Source organism: Vibrio sp. 10N.261.51.F11, assembly GCF_041471665.1.
Taxonomy (GTDB): Bacteria; Pseudomonadota; Gammaproteobacteria; order Enterobacterales; family Vibrionaceae; genus Vibrio; species Vibrio crassostreae_C.
Genome location: NZ_JBFROW010000007.1, coordinates 18158 through 39744, shown reverse-complemented (window position 1 = coordinate 39744; position 21587 = coordinate 18158). Strand labels below are relative to the sequence as shown.

Below are 21587 nucleotides of genomic sequence, written 5' to 3'. Positions count from 1 at the left end.
ACTTTCTGAAAGCAGATACTCGTCGTGTTGGCATAAAGGGCATGTAATGTCGTCGGTGTTTGGTGTTTCTGTTTTATTCATTATGTGTCACCTGCAGCAAGGGGGTAAGCGAAAAAAGACCCGTTCAATTAGATTACTCCTAAGCTCGAATATTAGACAGTTCTGACACTTCTTAATCTCTCCTTTGCGACTTGCTTCATGGTAATTGATAATGTCATCGTTATTGACCATGGTTCTTGTAATGTTATTAAACAAAAGCCAAAAAGAAAGGACCCATTACGAGTCCTCATTAGTTTGTTTTCAATTCACGCCGCTAGTTCACCAGTTGATCCTTAAGTTCGGTAGCGTGCCAATGTCTGAGATAGAGAAACCGACGCTTCTGTTAGCCTAGATACGCCATTTGAAGAATTCTGAGCCACGTCTTTAATCACATCGGATTGGCTTCGAATATCGTTAAGCTCTGCTGCAATCGTATTGGCAACGTTACTTTGCTCATCGGCTGATGTTGCGATTTGGATACTCATGTCCATTAGTGCTTGAGCTGAATCTGCAATCGAGTTTACGTCGTGACCAATGTTTGAAATCAACTGGCTACTGGTTTGCGCTTGGTCAACCGTCTGTTCGGTGATCTTCGCGATATTTTGGCTCTCTTGCTGTAAGCGTTCAATCATCGCTTGGATTTCTACAGTAGCCGACTGAGTGCGGCTTGCCAGTGTTCTTACTTCATCAGCAACAACAGCGAAACCTCGGCCTTGCTCGCCCGCACGAGCGGCTTCAATCGCGGCATTTAAAGCAAGTAAGTTAGTTTGCTCTGAAATAGCATTGATCGTCGTGATGACCTCGTTAATTTGGCTCGTATTCACATTCAAGCTAGTAACAGAAGATGAGGTTTGCTCAATCAAAGAAGAAAGGGTGGTGATTTCCGAGATTGCCTGTTGAACCTTCGCGTGGCTATCGTTGATTTGCTGCGCGTCTTGTTCTGTTTGTTCAGTTGAGCGTGCAGAGATGTTAGAGACTTCATTTGCCGAAGCTGTCATCTGATCCATTGCTGTCGCTACAGAGTCTAGAGAGGCATTTTGGCTCATGATTTGTGTTTCGCTGCGCTTCATCTCAGTTTCGAAAGAAGCCGATGTTTCGCTTAGCGTTGCTGCACTGTGGTTTACGTTGTTGACTAACTCACTAAGCGTGTCCATTGAACGGTCAAGCGCACAACCAATCGTGCCGAACTCATCACGGCCAGGGTGGAAGCCAAGGCGTGATGTTAAGTCACCATCACCAATCTTTTGAGTCGTTGAATAAAGAACCCAAAGTGCGCCGCCTAGGAAAGTCGCTACCCAGTAACAGAAAAGACCAAAAGGCACACACCACAAGAAGCTCAGTAATAAAGTGTACAGTGCTTGCTGCTTTTGATTCTGTATATCGTTAGTTGAAACGGTAAGTGAGTAGTAGTTGCCATCTTGTGCGAGTGCTGTGGCAGTCACAGAACCATTATTTGAAATAGTGGTTTGTTGAGCGCGAGTTTGCTGGCTAACAGAGCGAACAGATGCCGGGGAATCTGATGCTGATAAAATGCCTTGCAGTTGATACTCGACCTGCTGTTTTGCAGTTACGTCAATGTGTTCCATTTTGTTGACGTAGTTCAGTCCAGCTAGGCTTGCCAGAGCGGCAAAAAAGATTAAGAAAATGACCCAAAACTTGTCGTTGATCGACATCTTAATAAACAGTTTGTCTATCGTTCGAAATTGTACTTCTTTCATAAAAACTCCACGGTAAATCCTTTACCGTGGACTCTAAATAACCGACTTCAATAAAAATGTGACTTCAATCGACTAATTGTGAAAATTAATGATAGTGATATGTCATTTATGAGATCTGAATCAAATAAATTAGTTCTGTATAGGTTTATTAGCCTAAAGAAGGCAGTAACCCTACTGAAATAAGAACTTGAATGGCAATGATAAATACGCCAACGCTACCTGCTAAAAACAACGCTTTGCTACCGCCTAACACTTGGTAACTGGCTTCTGAAGATTGTGGTTTGACAGAGAAATCAGTGTAACGAACCTTGTAGACCATCACTGTTGGTAACAGAATCGCGAGCACTGAAAGTGCAATGGCGGCGTAGCCTAAAGCCATGATGAAGCCTTGTGGGTAAAATAAGGCAAACCCCAGTGGCGGTAAGAAGGTGATAGCAGCTGTCTTAACACGTTTTGCGTTACCTAGTTTCTTGCTCAGTGAGTCGCCCATGAATTCAAATAAGCCCAAGCTCACACCAATAAAAGATGTCAGCAGTGCAAGGTCTGCAAACACACCGACGATCACGCTTAGGTTGGATTGATGAACCGTTTGCGATAGCGAGACTAATAGCGCGCCCAAGCTTGTGTCAGACAACAACTGCTCTTGGCTAATCACGCCCAAAGTAACACTTTGCCAGAAAACGTAGATAACCAGAGGCAGTGCCGAGCCAATAATCATTACCTTACGTAAAGAACGAACGTCACCATCTAGGTATCGAACAATTGATGGGATGCTGCCGTGGAAACCAAAAGAGGTAAACACAACCGGAATAGCCGCAACAATCAGGCCTTGCTGTAAAGGCATGCTCATTAAGTATTGAGAGGTAATGTTTGGCGCTAGGAAGCTGAGTACCAAAACCATCGCGATAAGCTTTAAGCCAAACAAAACGCGGTTAACTTTATCAACACTGTGTGTACCAATCGTAACAACGCCGGCAACTAATAGGGTAAATAGAAGCGTGGTGATTTGAGCATTAAGTTCGATACCCGCGATATCCGAAATTCGTTGGTTAAATTGCGCACCGCCGCCAGCTATGTATGCCGCACACAGAGCGTAGAAAAGAAACATCACCGCGAAGCTCGCAATCCACTTTCCTTTTGTCCCCAAAATGGTATGAGCTAACGTGTGTAGGGTAGCGTCAGATTCTGCGAATTGGTGAAGCTCTACCATTAATAGCGCAGTAAAAGCCATTAACGCCCATAAACCCAGCATCAAGAAAAGTGAAGTTGAAAAGCCAATACCTGCAGAAGCAAGTGGAAGAGCGAGCATGCCAGCACCAATGGTTGTGCCTGCAATGATCAAAGTACTACCAAAAACCTTTGATTTATTCATTGTATATAATTCTTTACGTTAGGGTGTGTTTTCATTGTAATTCTTCTAGCTTAAGCGCATAAACCCAAAGAATATCTCGATTTTGAAGTATTCTGATTGAGTTTAATTCCAAATGCAATTCTTATTGTAATTAAAAACATCCACTGTAAATTAATATTTACACAAAGGGGCGTGTCAGCATTCAAATGAGCAAAGCAAACGTTTGACCATGATCGGTTTCAAAATTTATAGAGTAATTTGTTGTACTTGGTGTAAGGTGGCAGTACATATGTCGTTCGCGTATACCCCTTTAGCGCAAAAAAGCGTTAATGATCGCGAGTAGCTTTAAGCTATGAATATGGAATGGGTAGAGTAGAGTGCGTTCATCAAAGTGACATAATATAAGTCCAAGATGGTGCACTAGTTAATCGGACATCATGTCCACATCAAGGAATAGAGGGGGCACAATGAGTGACCAATCTTATAATGACGAAAGTCTAGAGTTGTTAGATGCTATGGAAATTGGCATTGATTTGTCTGACTATGAGCAGACAGTGAAACAGTTAGCAGAAGAGCTTTTCAAGTCTTCGAACTAAGCTTTTAAGATCTTTAATTCAGTTTCAACTGAAACGTTTTAAAGCTAAAAGTTTTCTTAGCTAAAGCTTCTCAAAGCAAACAATTCTAAACTGAGCAAATCGTATTCGCTCACACGTCATACCAAAACTATCCTCATTAAAGTTCGCGAAGATAAACGAGTACGTTTACCATGTTACTTAGTTCTCGATACTTTAATGAGGTTCAATGAACTTTCTCGCACACCTTCACATCGCCAAGCACTGTAACAGCAACTTAGCAGGTAACCTGTTAGGTGATTTTGTTAAAGGCGACCCTAATAAACACTATTCTGATTCCCTTTCTGACGGTATTAGGCTTCATCGATTTGTTGATAGCTATACTGATCGTCATGATGTATCTCGTTCTGCAAAATCACTTTTCTCAGACCAAACACGACGCTTTGCGCCTATCGCACTCGATGTATTTTGGGATCACTGCTTAGCCAATCATTGGGATCAGTTTTCACAGCAGACATTAGAGCGTTTTTGTTTAGATAGCCATGAGCAGATCTTTGAACATCAAGAGCCACACTGGCCTGAAAATTTCGTTATGGTTCATCAGAAAATGGCTGAGCATAGATGGTTAGAGAGCTATCAAGACATGTCATCTATAGAGGTGGTGTTGCAGCGAATGGCGTTGAGAAGGCCTAAGCTCGGTATGCTCGAGGCATGTTACGATGACCTCGAACGTCACTATGATACATTGCAGTGTCACTTTAATGAGCTTTATCCCAACGTTTTAGAGGAAGCTAAGCAGTTTAATGCGCTTCAAATGAAGAAAAATCAAAAGGAAAGGTAAACAGCGTAATGCAGGTTTGCTACAATCCGCGCCTATTTAATCTTTGAGCATCATACTATGTCTGAATCTACAAAATCTTTTAACCAACTAGGATTATCTGAGCATCTTCTTGCCACGTTGTCTGAGCTTAATTTTACGGCTCCTACCAGTGTTCAAGAACAAGCAATTCCATTGGTATTAGAAGGCAAAGATGTACTTGCTGGTGCTCAAACGGGTACAGGTAAAACGGCTGCGTTTGGTTTACCGATTATTCAAAGATTAATCGAGACAAAAGACAACGTTATTCCGAACCCTAAGCTCGTTCGTGCGCTTGTATTAGTGCCAACTCGTGAATTGGCACAACAGGTTTTCGATAACTTAACTAGCTACGCAAAGGGCACCGACATTAAAGTCGTGGTGGCTTACGGCGGCGTTAGCATGAAGGTGCAAACTGATAACTTACGCGGTGGCGCAGATATTCTTGTCGCGACGCCTGGTCGTCTTATTGATCACATGTTCACTAGAAACATCATGTTGAGCCAAACGGAAGTACTGGTACTGGATGAAGCTGACCGTATGTTAGATATGGGCTTCATGCCTGACATTAAGCGTATTCTTTCTCGCATGAACGAAGTGCGTCAAACTCTGTTCTTCTCTGCAACGTTTGATAACAAAATCAAAGCGATTGCACACCGTATGATGCAGAAGCCAAGTGAAATCCAAGTTACGCCAAAAAACAGCACCGCTGAAACCGTAACACAGATGGTTTACCCGGTAGATAAGTCGCGTAAAAGTGAGCTATTAGCGTATTTGATTGGTTCAAAAAACTGGCAACAAGTGTTGGTGTTCACAAAGACTAAGCAGGGCACTGATGCTCTCGTTAAAGAGCTTAAGTTAGACGGCATTAAAGCGGCATCAATCAATGGCGATAAGAGCCAAGGTGCGCGTCAAAAAGCCCTAGACGATTTCAAGTCAGGCAAAGTTCGTGCGTTGATCGCAACCGACGTGGCAGCTCGTGGTATTGATATTCAGCAGCTAGAACAAGTTGTGAACTATGACATGCCATTTAAAGCAGAAGATTATGTTCACCGCATCGGACGTACTGGCCGTGCGGGTAACAGCGGCTTAGCGATCTCTTTGATGAGTCAGGATGAAGCTTACCTATTGGGTGACATTGAGCGATTACTTGATACGCGCTTGCCTCAAGAGTGGCTGGAGGGCTTTGAACCAAGCCTAGAAAAAGATCTAGCCCCCGATCGTGGTGGTCGCAGCAAGAGCCGTTCATCAGAAAAACGTAAGATGAAAGCAAAGCTTAAGATTCATCAAAATCGCGGTAAAGCTCGTCGCTAAAAAGCTGGACAAAGCTCTAGTTTAAAGATCTCTACATATAAAAATGCGCCGTTGCAGTTAGTTCTGTAACGGCGCATTTTTGTTTCAAGTAAATCAAATTACGACCAAGGAAGATAAAAACACTGGATTAATGATGTTCTTGGTTGCACTTCCATACACAGGGCACTTCATAAATCAGCTCTTCAATCGAGGTTGGATTTAGAACCCACTCTTCACCAATATTGAACTTGCTTACCATCTGCGTGTTGAAAAGGTGCCAATGCTTAAGTAGGGCGTCTTCGGGTGAGGTGACCATATCACCTTCATTCCAAGTGCTTTCCATAAAGGGAGTGAGACATACTGCTCCGTGCGCATACATGATCATTTGCCACTTAATCTCATAAATGTTGATCAAGCTCTCTGGATTCGCATCGTTATACTGTTCAGCTAACATGTTGATTTCTTTTTCGACATCGCCAACATTGTCGATAAAGTAATCGACCAAGTTATCTTTTTGACGAACAGAGTCAGTGATAAGTTGCATCGGTTTTCGTGAGTGAATCATGTTGCTAAAGAGGCGCATACTAAATAAATAGATAGTAATGTTTGGTGCGACGCCTTTTGGTAACTCTTCCATAATCTTAGCAATATAAGACTGAAAATAGGCGTGTAAACAATCGCTTATCGCATGCCAGATTTTTTCTTTGCTGCCAAAGTGGTGGCGAATAAGGCTATGCGATACACCGGCTTTCTCACTGATGTTACGAAGCGAAACGCTATCATAACCCTGCTCACAGAACATATCCGCAGCAACACCCATGATCAAAAATCTAGTCTCTTCAGCGTCTTTTGCGCTTCTTCTACCTTGTTTCTTTTCGGTCATCTTCATTTCACATAATTACCTGATTACAACATTCTACACTGTTTTTACTGAAATAAAAAATACTGCACAAGTGGAAAGTAAAGCTTGAGAATTATTTAATATTAAATATACTGCCCACCTGTGTAATAAATCATAATAATTAAACGGAGAGGCATCATGCAGTTCAATTTGTCGATCAATGCCATATCGAGCAAGCGCATGGGAGCTGTTATTGCAGCACTATTGCTCGCAGGCTCTCTAACTGGATGTGACAAAGTTCAGTCAGAGGAAAATGTGCAGGTAATCAAGCCAGTCAAGCTGTTCGAAATCCCACAACAGACTGATATTGATCTCGATAGCTTCATTGCAAAGGTTGATGCAACCGACCGTGCGGCACTTTCTTTCCAAGTGGGTGGAGATATAGAAACCTTCGATGTTCGTATGGGACAAGAAGTGAAGAAAGGTCAGGTGTTAGCCGTATTAGACGCGACGGATTACCGTATTGCCGTTGACGCAGCCCAAGCTAAATTTGATCTGGCGAACAGCCAATACAAACAAGCTTCTGAGTTGTATGCGAAAAAACTGGTCAGTACCGATTACTACGACCAAGCCGTAAACACCTTTACTGCCGCTGAAGTTGAGTTGGACCAAGCAAAAACAAACCTTGGCTACACTACCTTAGTTGCTCCATTCGATGGCGTGGTATCGATGGTGTTTGGAAAGCAATATCAATTGATCGCAGAAAAGCAGCCTGTACTGAATATTTTGAATCACAGTGAAATGGATGTGACGTTTTCAATTCCAGTATCAAAGCTTGAAGACCGTTCTATTCAAGACCTAACGAGCTCAAACATGTGGGTTGTGATGGACAGCCACCGCGGCATTCGTATCCCGACTCGCTTTAAAGAAATCTCAACGCAACCAGATGAAGATACCAACAGCTACCAAGCGGTTGTGTCTATCGAAAAGCCAGAAGGCATCAATCTACTTTCTGGTATGACAGCGCAAGTTGAAGTTCAGAAAAGTAAATCTGACTACGGCATTGGTATTGTGGATTCAGCTTGGTTAAACAAAGACGTAGCCCATGGTGAACTATGGCGTTATAACCCTGACTCTCAACTGATTTCTAAAGTACAAGTCCTTCTTGATGAGCAAGGCAAGGTTATCGACGGATTGTCGTCTGGTGACCTTATCGTTGAAGCGGGTGTGGATGTGTTATCAGACGGACAACAAGTAAAAGCTTGGCTTCGTGAGGGCGGTATTTAATGAACCTTTCAAAATTATCAGTTGTTGTCGCGTCGGTTCTGTTACTTCAAGCCTGTAACAATGAAGCTGTTCACCGTGAACAACCACCTTTGTTGGTTTCTACCTTTGAAGTTGGCGCACCGCTTACTAATCTGTTCAGAAGTTTTAATGGACAGGTGATGCCAGCTGAATTGACTCCCTTGGCATTTAAGCTAGCAGGCGAGATTCAACAAGTATTAGTAGAAGCGGGCGACAATGTCGAAAAAGGGCAGTTATTAGCCACCTTAGATAACGCAACGTACGTCCAAGATCTGACTGATGCTCAATCTCAATTCAAACTGGCGAGCAAACAGTTGGCCCGTGGTACTGAGATGTTTGGCAGCGAAATGTTATCGCAATCAGAACACGACCAACTGACGGCTAACTACAAGCTCGCATCGGCGAATTTGGCGGCGGCAAAACGCAAGCTAGGTTACACAGAACTTTTAGCGCCATTCTCAGGAACAGTTTCAACTGTCGATAAGCAACGATTCGAAAATACGACGCCTGGAGAAACACTACTGAGTGTGTACCAGAACGACAAGGTGTATGTGCGAATTCAAGTATCAGATTCGATCTTGGCGTCAATTAGCCCAGACATGCGTTCAAATAGCTATCGTCCTGAGGCGACCTTTGGCGGTCACACAGGCCAATATCCACTGACGTATCTAGAACACACCAGTGAACTGCACCCACAATCCCGTACCTACGAATTTTGGATGCAGATGCAGCAGCCTGAAAGTGAAATTCTGCCGGGCACGAGCGTTACGGTCAATGTAGATATGGCGAAAGCGGGCCTGAGCGATGTTCAAGGCTACCAATTACCAATGACAACGCTAGAAGCGGGCTCTGAAGCGAATCAGTTCTATGTGTGGAAAATGGAAGACGGACAAGCATTCAAAAGCGAAGTAGAAGTCGACAAGATCAGTGGCCAAGGCGCACTCATCGCTCATGGTGTTGAGCAAGGTGAGCTACTCGTAAATTCGAATTTAAGAAAACTCCGTGACGGAATCCAATTGTCAGGAAAAGCAGAATGAACATCGCAGAATATTCAATAAAGAACAAAGTAATCAGCTGGCTGTTTCTAGTCATTTTGGCCATTGGCGGTGTGACGTCTTTTGGTAATCTATCCCGTTTAGAAGACCCAGCTTTTACCATTAAAGATGCAATGATTATTTCAACTTACCCTGGCGCTACGTCAATGGAAGTTGAAGAAGAGCTGACTTACCCACTAGAAAAAGAGATAAGACAGCTTCCGTACATCGACAAGATTACCTCGACATCATCGAACGGTATGTCCCAAATTATGGTCAGTATGAAGATGGACTACGGTCCAGACGAGCTGCCTCAGATCTGGGATGAAATGCGCCGTAAGATCAACGATCTACAACCAACACTGCCAAGTGGTGTAAATTCCGTTCAGATCATCGATGATTTTGGTGATGTGTTTGGTGTGATGATCATGCTGACCGGTGATGGTTACGATTACGTTGAGCTCAAACAGTACGCAGATTACCTAACGCGTGAAATCGAACTGGTTGACGGTGTCGGTAAAGTTAGCATTGCAGGTGACCAACAAGAACAACTGTTTGTTGAGATGTCACTGGAACGCTTAGCCGCATTGAACCTAGATATGTCGACGGTGACAGCATTGCTAGCACAACAAAACAGTGTGGTATCGGCAGGCGAGGTGATGCTGAATGGTCAAAGCCTAACGATTAAGCCAAACGGCACATTAAGCACGGTTGAAGAACTAGAAAACCTAATCATTCATGGTCGTGACACTGGCAATCTAATTCGTCTAAAAGACGTTGCTGAAGTGACTCGTGGTATTCAAGAAAAACCGGGTAATGTATTAACGTACAACGGTAAACCTGCAATCAACTTAGGTATTGCTTTCTCATCAGGCGTAAACGTGGTTGAGATTGGTAAAGCACTGGATGCTGAACTGGATCGCCTAGAAAGCATTAAGCCAGCGGGTGTAGAACTGAATTACTTCTACAACCAAGCGCAAGAAGTAGACAAATCTGTGGCTGACTTCTTAATCAGCCTAGTTGAAGCGGTAGCCATCGTTATCATTGTATTGTTGTTCGCAATGGGCTTACGCAGTGGTTTGATCATCGGTTTGGTTCTTCTATTGACGGTATTCGGTACCTTCATCCTGATGGATTACAACGATGTTGAACTGCACCGCATCTCTCTGGGGGCACTGATCATCGCGCTGGGTATGCTGGTGGATAATGCGATTGTTGTCGTTGAAGGTATTTTGGTGGGCTTGAAGAAAGGTAAGACCAAACTTCAAGCAGCAAAAGACATCGTGACACAAACACAATGGCCACTATTAGGCGCGACCATCATCGCTATCACAGCCTTTGCGCCGATCGGTTTGTCGAAAGACGCAACAGGCGAGTTCATGGGTTCACTGTTCTGGGTACTGTGTTTCTCATTGTTCTTAAGCTGGGTTACGGCACTCACACTGACTCCGTTCCTTGCAGAAATGATGCTGAAAGCAGAAGACAAGGTTGATGCGAGCGAAGACCCATACAAAGGCATCCTGTTTGTGGTATTCGGTGCGTGTCTGAAAGTAGCACTTCGATTTAGATGGCTTACTGTAGTTAGTATGGTCGCTCTATTAGCAGTTTCTGTCGTCGGTTTTGGTATGGTGAAGCAGCAGTTCTTCCCGCCGTCAAATACCCCAATGTTTTACGTAGACATGTGGATGCCAGAAGGCACCGATGTTCGTGAAACGATCAAGCAGACAGAAAAAGTTGAAAGCTACATTCGCCAGCAAGACAACGTTGAGTTTGTAACGACAACGGTTGGGCAGGGCATGCAACGTTTCGCTCTGACATACCAACCAGAGAAAAGCTATGAAGCGTACGCTCAGTTACAAGTAAGAACGACTGACCGCGACACCATGTTTAAGGCGTTAGAGACGCTAGACAAAGACTTAGCAAACGAATTTGAACAACCGACGTTCCAGTTCAAGTTGATTGAATTTGGTCCGTCACCCGCTTCAAAAATTGAAGCGCGTATTATCGGTGCCGATCCACAAGTACTGCGTAACATTGCAGTTGAAGTCGAAGACATCTTGCTTGCCGATCCAGGCTCTCGAAATGTTCGTCATGACTGGCGTGAACGCACTAAAGAACTTGTACCACTGTTCAACGAATCTAAGGCTCGTCGCCTAGGCATTTCAAAAACTGACTTGTCTGAGACATTACAGATGGCGTTTGGCGGTTACAACATCGGCCTACTGCGTGATGGTACTCATATGTTACCTATCGTGGCGCGTTTACCGGAAGAAGAGCGTTTTGATTTCGAATCGCTAAACAATGTGAAGATTTGGAGCCCATCACTACAAACTTACATCCCAGTTGAGCAAGTGATTGATGGCGTAGAGCTTCAATGGTCTGAGCCACTGATTCAGCGTCGCGACAGAAAACGTACGCTAACAGTATTGGCTGACCACGATGTTCTTGGTGATGAAACGCCAGCGAGTCTGTTTGCTCGTGTGAAACCAAAGGTAGAAGCATTAGATTTACCAGAAGGCTACAGCATTAGCTGGGGTGGTGAGTACGAAAGCTCTAAAGATGCGCAAGAATCTCTGTTTGGCTCACTGCCAATGGGTTACTTGCTGATGTTTATCATCACGATGCTTCTGTTTAACTCGGTTCGTAAGCCGCTTGTGATTTGGTTTACGGTTCCACTCTCTATCATTGGTGTTTCAATTGGTCTGTTAGGTACCAATATGCCATTCAGCTTCACAGCGTTCCTTGGCTTATTGAGTCTAAGCGGCATGATTTTGAAGAACGGCATTGTACTGCTTGACCAAATCAACAGTGAGCTATCAACAGGTAAAGACCCATATTTAGCGGTTGTCGACAGTGCGATTAGTCGTGTACGACCGGTATCTATGGCAGCATTAACGACTATCTTGGGTATGATTCCTTTGGTATTCGATGCATTTTTCGGCTCGATGGCGATTACCATCATGGCAGGCTTAGGCTTTGCTACCGTACTAACGCTAATAGTAGTACCGGTGATGTTCGCTATTTTATATAGAATCAAACCGTCCACTGCGGGTTATTAGGGAATGATATAAAACAGATTCTTTTAAGCCAGCCCAGTCAAATTTGACTGGGTTTTTTATGCGTGTTGTCCCGTCCTGAAATGTGTTGACACGTGAGAGCGGTATGAGGGTACGAATAGGCAAGCATTAAAAAATCCGCTACTCAATGGTCAAGCGGCTTTGAGAAGGATAGGGCAATTCTAGATTGCTAGGCGTATGTCTAATTCAATCGGGTTTGGCATGGCTAAGTGATAGCCTTGATACATATTGAAGCCTAAGCCCTGCATCGCTTCGAGTTGTTGTTGGGTTTCAATACCTTCAATCACTGTCTTTGCGCCAATTTGGTTTGCAAGATCAAGTACTAACTCCATTTCTCGAGTGTCGCCTTGTTCAAAGTCCAACATAACCGAGCGGTCTATCTTGATGATATGAGGGTTAATGTGACGAACGCGTTGTTCGGTTGATGCTTGTGTTCCGAAATCATCAACAGCGATTTGAAAACCATTTTCCGCCAATGAATGGGCTGCGTCTTTCAAACGTTCTTCACTCTCTACATTAAGCTCTACCAACTCCATCACTATCTGTTCGCATGAAAGATTAAGCTCGTGAAGGCGTTTAGCTAACAAGCTATCGCTGACCTTTTCTGCAGCAAACAACTCACCAACGTTTGGAAGAACGTTCAAAAATAGATGTAAATGACGGATTGTCGATTGTGCGAAGTTACGGATATGAATCGCTCGACTCAACCTCTCTACATTGATTTTGTCTGTGCTTGAGGTTTCGTCGGAATGGAAGAAGTGATCAGGACGAACAATATCACCTTTGTTATTTGAAATGCGCACCAAAGCCTCAACACCTATTTGAGTCATAGAAGAGTCGAATATAGGTTGATAGACGCTTCTAAGCGTCAGGTCTTGGTATTTCGCAATAAACTGCATATCAGCATCTACGGATATACAGCTAATAAATTCACTTCTGTCTGATAAAATCATAGTCGCTAGTAAAGAGGGCTTATTCAATGGCGGACGTACATGTCGCGGCTGTCACAATATTGACAGGTGTAAGTAAATTGTCAATTAATAAAAACTCATTTGTAGAGTCAATATTTAAATAAATATAATTAACGAAAAAACAGCATGATAATTGATATTAGTCATTAAAATTACTTATCATTCACCATTAATAATGACTATTGTGAATTTAATCTCTGAGTAATCTATCTTATATCAACACCAATCAATATAAGCTTTCAACGCTAATACACCAGGTGAAAGTAAGGATAAAGCCTCAGGTTATGGGGGAATGTCAAAGTTACATTATTAACAAACAACTCTGTTTGCATATAAATGATATCTACTTCTCAAAATATGAACGATGAGCTGATAAGTTATTATTTTATCGAAGATAAATTTTGATTGATTATTGGGTAGGGCTTGAGTTGGGTTTTATAAAATATTGGGATGGAGGTCTAACTATTTACTTTCAAGACTGATTAAAAAAGTTGACCCGTATTCTTACTGCCATTGAAGTACTGCGTAAAGTTGCAGGTATTTACGAACCAGTTGTTGATTTCCTGACCGCTTTAAAGGGTGTCCAAATTTAATGAAGCAAGGGCTGATTTTAAAATTATTATTTAAGTCAGTAGCGAATTGAGAATCACTCTCTCTTAGCGTGATACCTTGTTGGCTATATTCCGTGATCTCGTCTGGGAGTTCACCCATCCACCAATGCAATAATTCACCGCTGTTTTTGCTTCGGCTAATCCAATGGTCTGAGACAATGATCAAAACGTCATTGGGTTGAATGGAAAATCCATACTCTTGTTGCCAATTATGGATGTCTAACATCAACTTTCTACGACAGGTTTTCCCGGCACTCACCATATGATGACTGATCATCCAAACGGTACCGATTTCGGAAGATATTCGGAAGTGTCGAGGCGTTTCTCTAGAGGAAAGCATTTCAAGTGGGCTGATGTTGCTTGCATGATTAAAGCTAACGAAGGTGTGCTCCATTCGGCGGGCAAATGCCTTACCTATATGGTGCTCACTGATCCCTTGATTGTGTACAGTAGGGTAGTGGCGTTCACAGAGCTTTAGGCAATCGTCTTGAAATTGATTAACGCTTTTAATCACTAGATCTAATAACAATGAAGTCCCTTATACACAGCTACTATCTTATTGATGGGCAATAGTACGGTAATTGCGGTTCCGTTACCTATCGTCAAAGTGCGAGTTCTTGATCTCTCTATCAAAATTAACCATTGCTGAGTGATTTTATGGATAGCACTGGCGCTCTACAGGTCTGTATTCTAAATTATGAGGAATTCTAGCTAGTTACCTCGACTATAGTCTAGTCAGCAAATCACAATTGATCTACTTACTCTTTATTTGGAAACATTCATGACCATTCAATTAGATTCGAAACAAAAGTCTGAGCTTACTCATACGCTCCAAAAGTATCTGCAAGATGAACTTGATGTGGAGCTTGGTCAGTTCGACACGGAATTCTTGGTCGACTTCATCAGCAAAAAGTTTGGTGCTGTTTACTACAACAAAGGGATAGAAGACGCTCAGAAAGTGATGGAACGCAAAATGTTAGACATCTCAGATGAGCTCTACGAGATCGAGCAAATTGTTGAAATTTAACGTTTAGCCCAAACTTGTTCAAATAATTTGAATAACTCGTTTAATTTGCAATGATGTAACTATTGTAAAGCTTGGTAAATAATATGTTACACAAACTTAGTGTAGGGTACGCTTTTCAAAACTACACGATTCGTTAACATTCGGAAGAGATGCATGGACAACAACGTTAGAAATTACAACCCTTTAGCTAGAGCAATGCATTGGATTTCAGCTCTCGCAGTATTTGGCTTATTTGGTGTGGGCCTGTGGATGGTTGATCTTTCATATTACAGCGAGTGGTATAAAACAGCGCCAGACTATCACCGCTCGGTAGGCATTCTTTTGGCTACTGTTACTGTTATCCGCTTGGTTTGGAAACTAGTTACCGCGTCACCTAAAGTAGAAGGTAAAAGCTATGAAGTTGCAGCAGCGAAGATCGCTCACGGCTTTATGTACATTAACTTAGCGGTTTTATTTATTTCAGGTTATTTGATTTCAACATCAGATGGCCGCGGGATCGACGTATTCAATTGGTTCACTGTACCAAGTATGGGTGAACTGTTTGCAAACCAATCTGATCTCGCAGGAACGATTCACTACTATGCTGCATGGGTACTGATCATCATGGCATCAGTACACGCCTTAGCGGCGATAAAACACCACGTTATCGACAAAGACGATACGCTACGAAAAATGATAGGAGCTTCAAAATGAAAAAGTCAATTATCGCTACAGGATTAGCATTTGCAATGGCAATGCCTTTCGCTGCGAACGCCGCTGATTACGTGATTGATACAAAAGGTGCGCATGCTTCAGTTAACTTTAAAGTTAGCCACCTGGGTTACAGCTTTATCCAAGGTCGTTTTAACACATTCTCAGGTGACTTCTCATTTGATGAAAGCAACGTTGAAGCGTCTACAGTAAACGTAACGGTTGATACTACAAGCCTTGATTCAAACCACGCAGAACGTGATAAGCATATCCGTAGCGGCGATTTCATCGATGCTGGTAAGTTCTCTGATGCGACATTCAACAGCACGAAAGTTGTTGATAAAGGCGACGGCAAACTTGAAGTAATGGGTGACCTTAAACTTCACGGTGTAACTAAGCCTATCGTTATCGAAGCTGAATTCATCGGTGCTGGTCAAGACCCATGGGGCGGTGAGCGTGCAGGTTTCGTTGGTACAACTCGTCTAGAACTTGCTGACTTCAACATTCCAGTAATGGGCGCTTCAAGCTATGTAGATATGGATCTACACGTTGAAGGTGTAAAGAAGTAATCTAGCTTTCTAGCTCTCTGACAGGTATCAACATTTTTTAGAGACATCAAAAGTTTGGTCGATACTAAATAGGTCAGTATTTAGAAATAGAGAAAGGCGCAAAGTTTTCACTTTGCGCCTTTTTTATTGAGATAAATGGCAACGCGTTTAGGTCTGTTTTGTGTCAAACCGTTTAGTACGTTAAAAGCCACCGTTTACCTCTAGCCAGTCAACGTTGCCATGACTGAGTTATCTAATTGAACTACTAATCCCTAATAGTTCAACTTAAGATTAGTTAAGCCGTTTCTAGTTCAGCTTGTGGAACCACGTTTAGTCGGTCACCGTAGATTGGACGTAGTGCTTGCATCACTTCAATGCGAGTCAACACACCCACCATTACGCCGTTTTCTAACACTGGAAGCATATGTGGTTGGCTTACTTTCATCGCTTTTGCACGCTCTTCTAGAGAAAGAGATGTCAGGCGAGTTGCGAAGCCCATGCTTGTCGTCGGGTACAGTTGCTCTTTGTCGATGCATAGGAACTCAGCAACGTCCACTAGCTTGTCGTTTGCGTCGATTGCCACAACGTCACGGCTCATTAGGTCTACAACTTTTTGGCCTTTAGTTGGGATGTAATCTTGGCACCAAAGGTCAACCATTACGTCATGAACAGAGAAGATACCCACTAGACGACCTTCAACATCGCAAACAGGAGCGCTAACAAGTTGCGCGTCTAAAAGTGTATCAATCGCGACTGATGTTGGCATTTCTACGCTCAGTGTAATTGGTTGAGTGTTCATGATTTGCTTGATAGTAGTTGCTGTGTTCATAGTAATTTCCTTAACTGACGTAATTTCTGTTGTTTGTGTAATAGCGGTAATTTTTGCTGCTTTAAGTTGTGGGCGACGGTAGATGCTCCAGTTCGCTAAGCCGACCAATACTGAACCACCTACGATGTTGCCGATTGTCACTGGTATTAAGTTTGCGGTGACAAATTGCATGACGTTTAGGTCTGCATACTGGGCTGGTGTTGCGCCGATTTGCATCCAGAAGCTTTCTGGTGCGAATGCTTGAATCGTGATGCCTAGCGGAACCATGAACATATTCGCCACACAGTGTTCAAAGCCTGAGCTTACGAACATTGCAACGGGTAACACGGTCATCATTGCTTTGGTCATTGCGTTAGCAGAGCTGAACGTTAACCAAATCGCTAAACACACCAACAAGTTACAAAGCACACCCAAAGCAAACGCTTGAACTGGGGTGTGGTGTAGCTTGTGTTGAGCAATGTTTAAAGCGTTTAAGCCCCATTGCCCGCCATCCAGTTGATACAAGCCTGCTGCGCTTACCAAAGCCAATAGGAACATGGCACCGATAAAGTTGCCGACATACACCTTGCCCCAGATAGACAGCATCTTCGTGAAGGTGATTTGCTTGTTAGCCCATGAGATGCTTGATAACACTGAGCTGGTAAATAGCTCACCACCGCAAATCACAATCAAGATCAAACCCATACTGAAGGCAAGACCGCCGGCTAAGCGACTCAGTCCCCATCCAGCATCAGCGCTGCCCGTGGTTACCGTGATGTAGAACAAAAAAGCAAGCCCGATGAATGCGCCAGCCATGATTGCCAAACTCAATGTCATGCTGCTGGTTTTATTTGCTTTACTTAATGCAAACTTCTCTGCTTCCGCCATCATTTCTGTTGGTGAGAACAGTTGATGATTTTCAGAAGTGCTGGTTGCCATATCCCCCCCTTGAACAATCCGTCATGTGTAATTCCTAGTGTTAATGACCTGGTTAATCCGTAATGGTTAATCAGTAATGTTTTGCAGGGCTCGTTGTGTCCTGCCATTCCAGATTAGGGCGTTGAGGGGTAGAGGTAAAATTGATAATTTTTAGAAACCACATCAAATTTATTGATATAGATTTGGTTACGCGTAGAATGAAATTGATTGCTCATTGGCTTTATAAAAAACGAGCATCAGGACACAAATAATTAAAAGCATTAAGGATGAATTTTGCGTTATTCATTAAAGCAACTCGCGGTATTTGATGCAGTAGCAGACTCCGGGAGCGTTAGTCAGGCAGCAGACAAATTGGCGTTGACTCAGTCGGCGACAAGTATGTCTCTTGCACAGTTGGAAAAAATGCTCGGCAGGCCTTTGTTTGAAAGGCAGGGCAAGCAAATGGCTCTTACTCATTGGGGAATGTGGCTAAGGCCTAAAGCGAAGCGTTTACTGCAAGATGCGCAGCAAATTGAGATGGGTTTTTATGAGCAGCATTTACTAAGTGGAGAGCTCAAACTCGGTGCAAGCCAAACACCAGCGGAACACCTAGTTCCTGACCTCATCAGTATTATTGATAACGACTTTCCTGAGATGCGAATCTCGCTCGGCGTACAAAGTACCGATGCGGTTATTGATGGCGTATTAGATTATCAATATGACTTGGGTGTTATCGAAGGTCGTTGTGATGACAACCGAGTTCACCAAGAAGTGTGGTGTACGGACCATTTAACGGTGGTTGCATCGGCTCATCACCCGTTTGCGAAGCGTGAACGAGTAAGCTTGGCGCAATTAGAACAAGCAAAATGGGTATTACGTGAACATGGTTCGGGTACTCGCAAAGTTTTTGATAGCTCTATTCACCATTTAATTGGTGATCTTGATGTTTGGCGAGAGTATGAACACGTTCCTGTTTTAAGAAGTTTGGTTGCAAACGGCCCATATTTAACGTGTTTACCTTATCTCGATGTCGAACAGTTTGTTGAGTCTGGTCAACTGGTCACATTAAATGTCCCTGAGCTTGAAATGGAAAGAACCTTGTCCTTTATTTGGCGTGCTGACATGGCAGAGAACCCACTTGCTGAATGTATCAAGCGTGAAGGTAAGCGCATGATGAAAGGCAAACGGTCGGTTCTTTAGCCGCTATTCAACACCAATGCTAATAACTAAATGTGTTGAATAAGCGATTCCGGTCTCTATCTAGTGATAAATGAACAACTACGTACATTATTAATGTGATCGTGATCGGCTAAATAAGGGCTATCTTCCCATAGTATGCTTACTTGATTTTAAGTGAGGCTAAATCCGGTTGCGTTCAATTACGTAATTAGGCTTTAGAAATAGTATGAGTACATTAGTCGCGATTTCATTAACAACAGGTATTTTGTCAGGTCTATGGGGATGGATTGCTATCTCTTTCGGCTTATTGTCATGGGCAGGTTTCTTAGGTTGCACCAGTTACTTTGCTTCGCCAACAGGCGGCGTTAAAGGACTTGCAGGTAGCCTATTGACCAACATGACTGGCGTATTCTGGGCAATGGTAATTATCGAAAGCTCAACCTTCGCAGGGTTAGAGATTTTAGGCTACATGATTACTGCTATTGTGGCTTTCTTTATGTGTATTCAAGCGAAACAAGCGTGGCTAGGTTATATCCCAGGAACCTTCATTGGTTGCTGTGCGACGTTTGCTGCAGGTGGCGATTGGCAACTTGTAGTACCATCTTTACTGCTTGGTGGTGTATTTGGGTACTTGATGAAAGCAACGGGGCTATGGCTTCACGAGAAATCGACTCAATCTTCGGAAGTTGTTGAACAACACGCTAAACAGGCAAAGGCTTAATTCGTTAACCTAACCTTAGTTATACACTGTGAACTCTTGCAAGATAACCCCCAATTAATTTGTATATCGATTTATACAGGCACACCGTTTGGTGTGCCTTTTTTGGTTGAGGCGACTAGCTAAATATTTCATCAGTAGAGCAACTGATAGCATCTATAAGACAAATTATGCTTAGGTATTTCCATTCGCCATGGTGATCACGCGTTTTAATGTCCACCTTAACAAAAGTGGAATGCATTCTTGTCCTTGATTCTCGCAATGAGAAACAATGGCGAGTGCAAGGTCGGGTTTTGCATGTTTCTTCAATACCTTGGCAACCACTTTCTTTGGAGGGATAGGGTGATCGTAGGGAATCTTAACCATGTCACGGAAAAAGCTCTCAAACCCATTCATATATAGGTAATGCTCGATATCTTTATCTGGCAGTTCCGTGAGTCGATGTCTTTCCTGATCATTACCAAGCTTCGATAGCACCGTTGCTGCGTATTTTTTACCCGCCGCATCGCCGTCAGTTACCACATGCCAATCAATGCCAAACTCTTGCGCGACCTTAATCAGTGCCTTAAGTCCTGACTGAGCGAACTCAATAATCTGCACACCTTCGGCTGCTAGGTTATAGCCACATTGGTTGGCAAGCTCATTGAACAACCAAACCTCGGTTTCACCTTCTACTAATAGCCAACAGCGAGCAAACAGTGCCCCTGAGCGGTGGAAACGGATATGAAAACCAATTCGTCGAAGTTCGTCTTTACTGAAGTGGTTCATGTTGAGTTGATTGGCGATGGTTTTGTCAGACTGACGAACCAAGCGACGAATCGATTGAAGTGGAACCGCTGCAAGTAGGTCGCCACTGTTGGTGGTGAGGATTTTCTGCATGGGCAATTTCTGCATTAAGCTCCAAGCCCTTGCCAAGTGTGTTGGGTGCAATCGACCTTCTGGATCTTCAAGGATCAAAAGAGGGCGCGCACATCGTCTTAAGTCGTTTGGCCCTTTAGCTTGTAGATAAGCGTTAAGTAATCCCATGAATAATAAGCGGGTTTGTTTATTTTTGGTCTCTTCGACGAGTTGATGAATACTCTGATCATTGGCGCCCGCGGAATAAAGCAATCCGTCTCGTTGTTTTCTAGGGTTACGACGAGAAGTACTTTTGAAAGAAAAATAGTGCTCAATCAAACTTTGCATCGACTCTAGGCTACTGCGCATTTCCCCTTTATTAACGTGACCGGGAATCGCCATTAAACGACGGCATGTGTTGTCGATTCGTTTTTCTATTCTTGCTTGGCGACCATTACCGTTATTGGCGCCGTTTCCGTTTGTGCCATTTCCATTGCTAGCGTGATGATTCCCGTTTGAATTTGTATTATTAGCGTGACCGTTATTAGCGTGAACATTAGTCGGCAGGTGAGCATTGTGGTTAAGGGACTTGCCGTTAAAAGGACGATCAAAGTGCCTTGCATCACGCAAACGGATGACGGGATGTAAGGTCATCAATTCTTGAGCAAGCTTTTCAGAATGATGAAGCTTGAGCGGATTACCGTCCAAACCAAGAAATGCATAGTGTGTTGTTGTCTCATACTGTTCTAACGTCGCGCTGATGCGATAGTAGATGCGAAATACGCCAAATTCATCTTGAACCCAAATAGGTTTGAGTTTGCGATAACGACCTGCGTTAAGTTCGCTCTTATCGTTAGCTTTTAAAGCGAGAACAATTTGAAGATGTTGAGACTGCGGGTGTGAAACAGAGTAATCGACATGAAAATCGGTCATTTCAAAGTGATATGGCACACCGTCTGAGGGCAGAATGACGGAAAGGGCATCCAATAATGAAGACTTACCCCAAGTATTTTCACCAATAAGCGTGGTTAGCTCGTCAAACGCGAGTGACATGCGCTTGATACCTCGAAAGCCAGAAATCTCGATTCTTTCTAGTTGCATAGGCTTACTCCTAACGGAAGGCTCTGCTAATTATTTGAAAGCTAACAGATATCTTTAATCATAATCGAAAAATCCAAATCCGGTATGCTCACC

At 43.2% G+C, this 21587-nt stretch carries 18 protein-coding genes; 11 read left to right on the top strand and 7 right to left on the bottom strand.

Annotation, left to right across the window (positions count from 1 at the left end):
• Positions 1 to 332: 332 nt before the first annotated feature.
• Both AB4351_RS03910 and AB4351_RS03905 read right to left on the bottom strand, forming a co-directional pair.
• The gene (locus tag AB4351_RS03910) at positions 333 to 1757 is read right to left on the bottom strand and encodes a methyl-accepting chemotaxis protein (protein ID WP_017064641.1); all 1425 of its coding nucleotides are present in this window, start codon (positions 1755 to 1757) and stop codon (positions 333 to 335) included.
• A gap of 148 nt (positions 1758 to 1905) precedes the next feature.
• Positions 1906 to 3129 carry an aromatic amino acid transport family protein gene (locus AB4351_RS03905; RefSeq protein ID WP_017059832.1) on the bottom strand — a complete coding sequence of 408 codons (1224 nt, stop codon included), beginning with the start codon at positions 3127 to 3129 and terminating at the stop codon, positions 1906 to 1908.
• 446 nt (positions 3130 to 3575) lie between these two features.
• Here AB4351_RS03905 and AB4351_RS03900 point away from each other — a divergent pair, with 446 nt between their 5' ends.
• The 3 genes from AB4351_RS03900 (at position 3576) to AB4351_RS03890 (ending at position 5850) form a co-directional block, all read left to right on the top strand.
• Entirely contained in the window at positions 3576 to 3704 is a 129-nt protein-coding gene (locus AB4351_RS03900; protein ID WP_017059831.1) for a hypothetical protein, read from the top strand.
• Positions 3705 to 3909: 205 nt separating this feature from the next.
• Positions 3910 to 4521 carry an ACP phosphodiesterase gene (locus AB4351_RS03895; RefSeq protein WP_017059830.1) on the top strand — a complete coding sequence of 204 codons (612 nt, stop codon included), beginning with the start codon at positions 3910 to 3912 and terminating at the stop codon, positions 4519 to 4521.
• Between the two features lie 57 nt (positions 4522 to 4578).
• A complete protein-coding gene (locus AB4351_RS03890) occupies positions 4579 to 5850 on the top strand; it encodes a DEAD/DEAH box helicase (RefSeq protein ID WP_017059829.1) in 1272 nt (423 codons plus the stop codon).
• A gap of 127 nt (positions 5851 to 5977) precedes the next feature.
• Here AB4351_RS03890 and AB4351_RS03885 read toward each other — a convergent pair whose 3' ends face one another.
• Positions 5978 to 6718, bottom strand: a complete 741-nt coding sequence (locus AB4351_RS03885; RefSeq protein ID WP_102393232.1) for a TetR/AcrR family transcriptional regulator — start codon at positions 6716 to 6718, stop codon at positions 5978 to 5980.
• Between the two features lie 150 nt (positions 6719 to 6868).
• On the opposite strand from AB4351_RS03885, the gene AB4351_RS03880 reads away from it, so the two are divergent.
• From AB4351_RS03880 to AB4351_RS03870, 3 genes are read left to right on the top strand one after another with little or no spacing between them, the layout of a single operon-like run.
• On the top strand, positions 6869 to 7957 hold the full coding sequence (locus AB4351_RS03880) for an efflux RND transporter periplasmic adaptor subunit (RefSeq protein WP_102319710.1): 1089 nt from the start codon (positions 6869 to 6871) through the stop codon (positions 7955 to 7957).
• Positions 7957 to 9012: an efflux RND transporter periplasmic adaptor subunit gene (locus tag AB4351_RS03875; protein WP_372125102.1), complete on the top strand. Its 1056-nt coding sequence runs from the start codon at positions 7957 to 7959 to the stop codon at positions 9010 to 9012. The genes AB4351_RS03880 and AB4351_RS03875 overlap by 1 nt, the downstream gene beginning before the upstream one ends.
• Entirely contained in the window at positions 9009 to 12068 is a 3060-nt protein-coding gene (locus AB4351_RS03870; protein ID WP_372125101.1) for an efflux RND transporter permease subunit, read from the top strand. The genes AB4351_RS03875 and AB4351_RS03870 overlap by 4 nt, the downstream gene beginning before the upstream one ends.
• Before the next feature lie 179 nt (positions 12069 to 12247).
• On the opposite strand, the gene AB4351_RS03865 is transcribed toward AB4351_RS03870, so the two are convergent.
• Together AB4351_RS03865 and AB4351_RS03860 are read right to left on the bottom strand one after the other, a co-directional pair.
• Positions 12248 to 12985 (bottom strand): EAL domain-containing protein, encoded by a 738-nt coding sequence (locus AB4351_RS03865; RefSeq protein ID WP_372125099.1) that lies wholly within the window; start codon positions 12983 to 12985, stop codon positions 12248 to 12250.
• A 576-nt stretch (positions 12986 to 13561) separates the two neighbouring features.
• Positions 13562 to 14197, bottom strand: a complete 636-nt coding sequence (locus AB4351_RS03860) for a hypothetical protein (protein ID WP_017067365.1) — start codon at positions 14195 to 14197, stop codon at positions 13562 to 13564.
• 252 nt (positions 14198 to 14449) lie between these two features.
• Here AB4351_RS03860 and AB4351_RS03855 point away from each other — a divergent pair, with 252 nt between their 5' ends.
• The 3 genes from AB4351_RS03855 to AB4351_RS03845 all read left to right on the top strand — a co-directional run bounded on the left by AB4351_RS03855 (position 14450) and on the right by AB4351_RS03845 (position 15954).
• Positions 14450 to 14695 carry a DUF2164 domain-containing protein gene (locus tag AB4351_RS03855; protein WP_017059821.1) on the top strand — a complete coding sequence of 82 codons (246 nt, stop codon included), beginning with the start codon at positions 14450 to 14452 and terminating at the stop codon, positions 14693 to 14695.
• 153 nt (positions 14696 to 14848) lie between these two features.
• The gene (locus tag AB4351_RS03850; protein ID WP_017059820.1) at positions 14849 to 15388 is read left to right on the top strand and encodes a cytochrome b; all 540 of its coding nucleotides are present in this window, start codon (positions 14849 to 14851) and stop codon (positions 15386 to 15388) included.
• Entirely contained in the window at positions 15385 to 15954 is a 570-nt protein-coding gene (locus AB4351_RS03845; protein ID WP_017059819.1) for a YceI family protein, read from the top strand. The genes AB4351_RS03850 and AB4351_RS03845 overlap by 4 nt, the downstream gene beginning before the upstream one ends.
• Positions 15955 to 16228: 274 nt before the next feature.
• Here AB4351_RS03845 and focA read toward each other — a convergent pair whose 3' ends face one another.
• Positions 16229 to 17680, bottom strand: coding sequence for a formate transporter FocA (gene focA, locus AB4351_RS03840; RefSeq protein ID WP_050650436.1), 1452 nt, complete (start codon positions 17678 to 17680; stop codon positions 16229 to 16231).
• 273 nt (positions 17681 to 17953) lie between these two features.
• Between focA and AB4351_RS03835 the strand changes: the two genes are divergently transcribed.
• Both AB4351_RS03835 and AB4351_RS03830 read left to right on the top strand, forming a co-directional pair.
• The gene (locus AB4351_RS03835; RefSeq protein ID WP_010429535.1) at positions 17954 to 18859 is read left to right on the top strand and encodes a LysR substrate-binding domain-containing protein; all 906 of its coding nucleotides are present in this window, start codon (positions 17954 to 17956) and stop codon (positions 18857 to 18859) included.
• Positions 18860 to 19064: 205 nt separating this feature from the next.
• Positions 19065 to 19559, top strand: coding sequence for a DUF1097 domain-containing protein (locus AB4351_RS03830; protein ID WP_017059817.1), 495 nt, complete (start codon positions 19065 to 19067; stop codon positions 19557 to 19559).
• A 171-nt stretch (positions 19560 to 19730) separates the two neighbouring features.
• On the opposite strand, the gene AB4351_RS03825 is transcribed toward AB4351_RS03830, so the two are convergent.
• Entirely contained in the window at positions 19731 to 21494 is a 1764-nt protein-coding gene (locus AB4351_RS03825) for an ATP-dependent endonuclease (RefSeq protein ID WP_372125097.1), read from the bottom strand.
• Positions 21495 to 21587 lie beyond the last annotated feature (93 nt).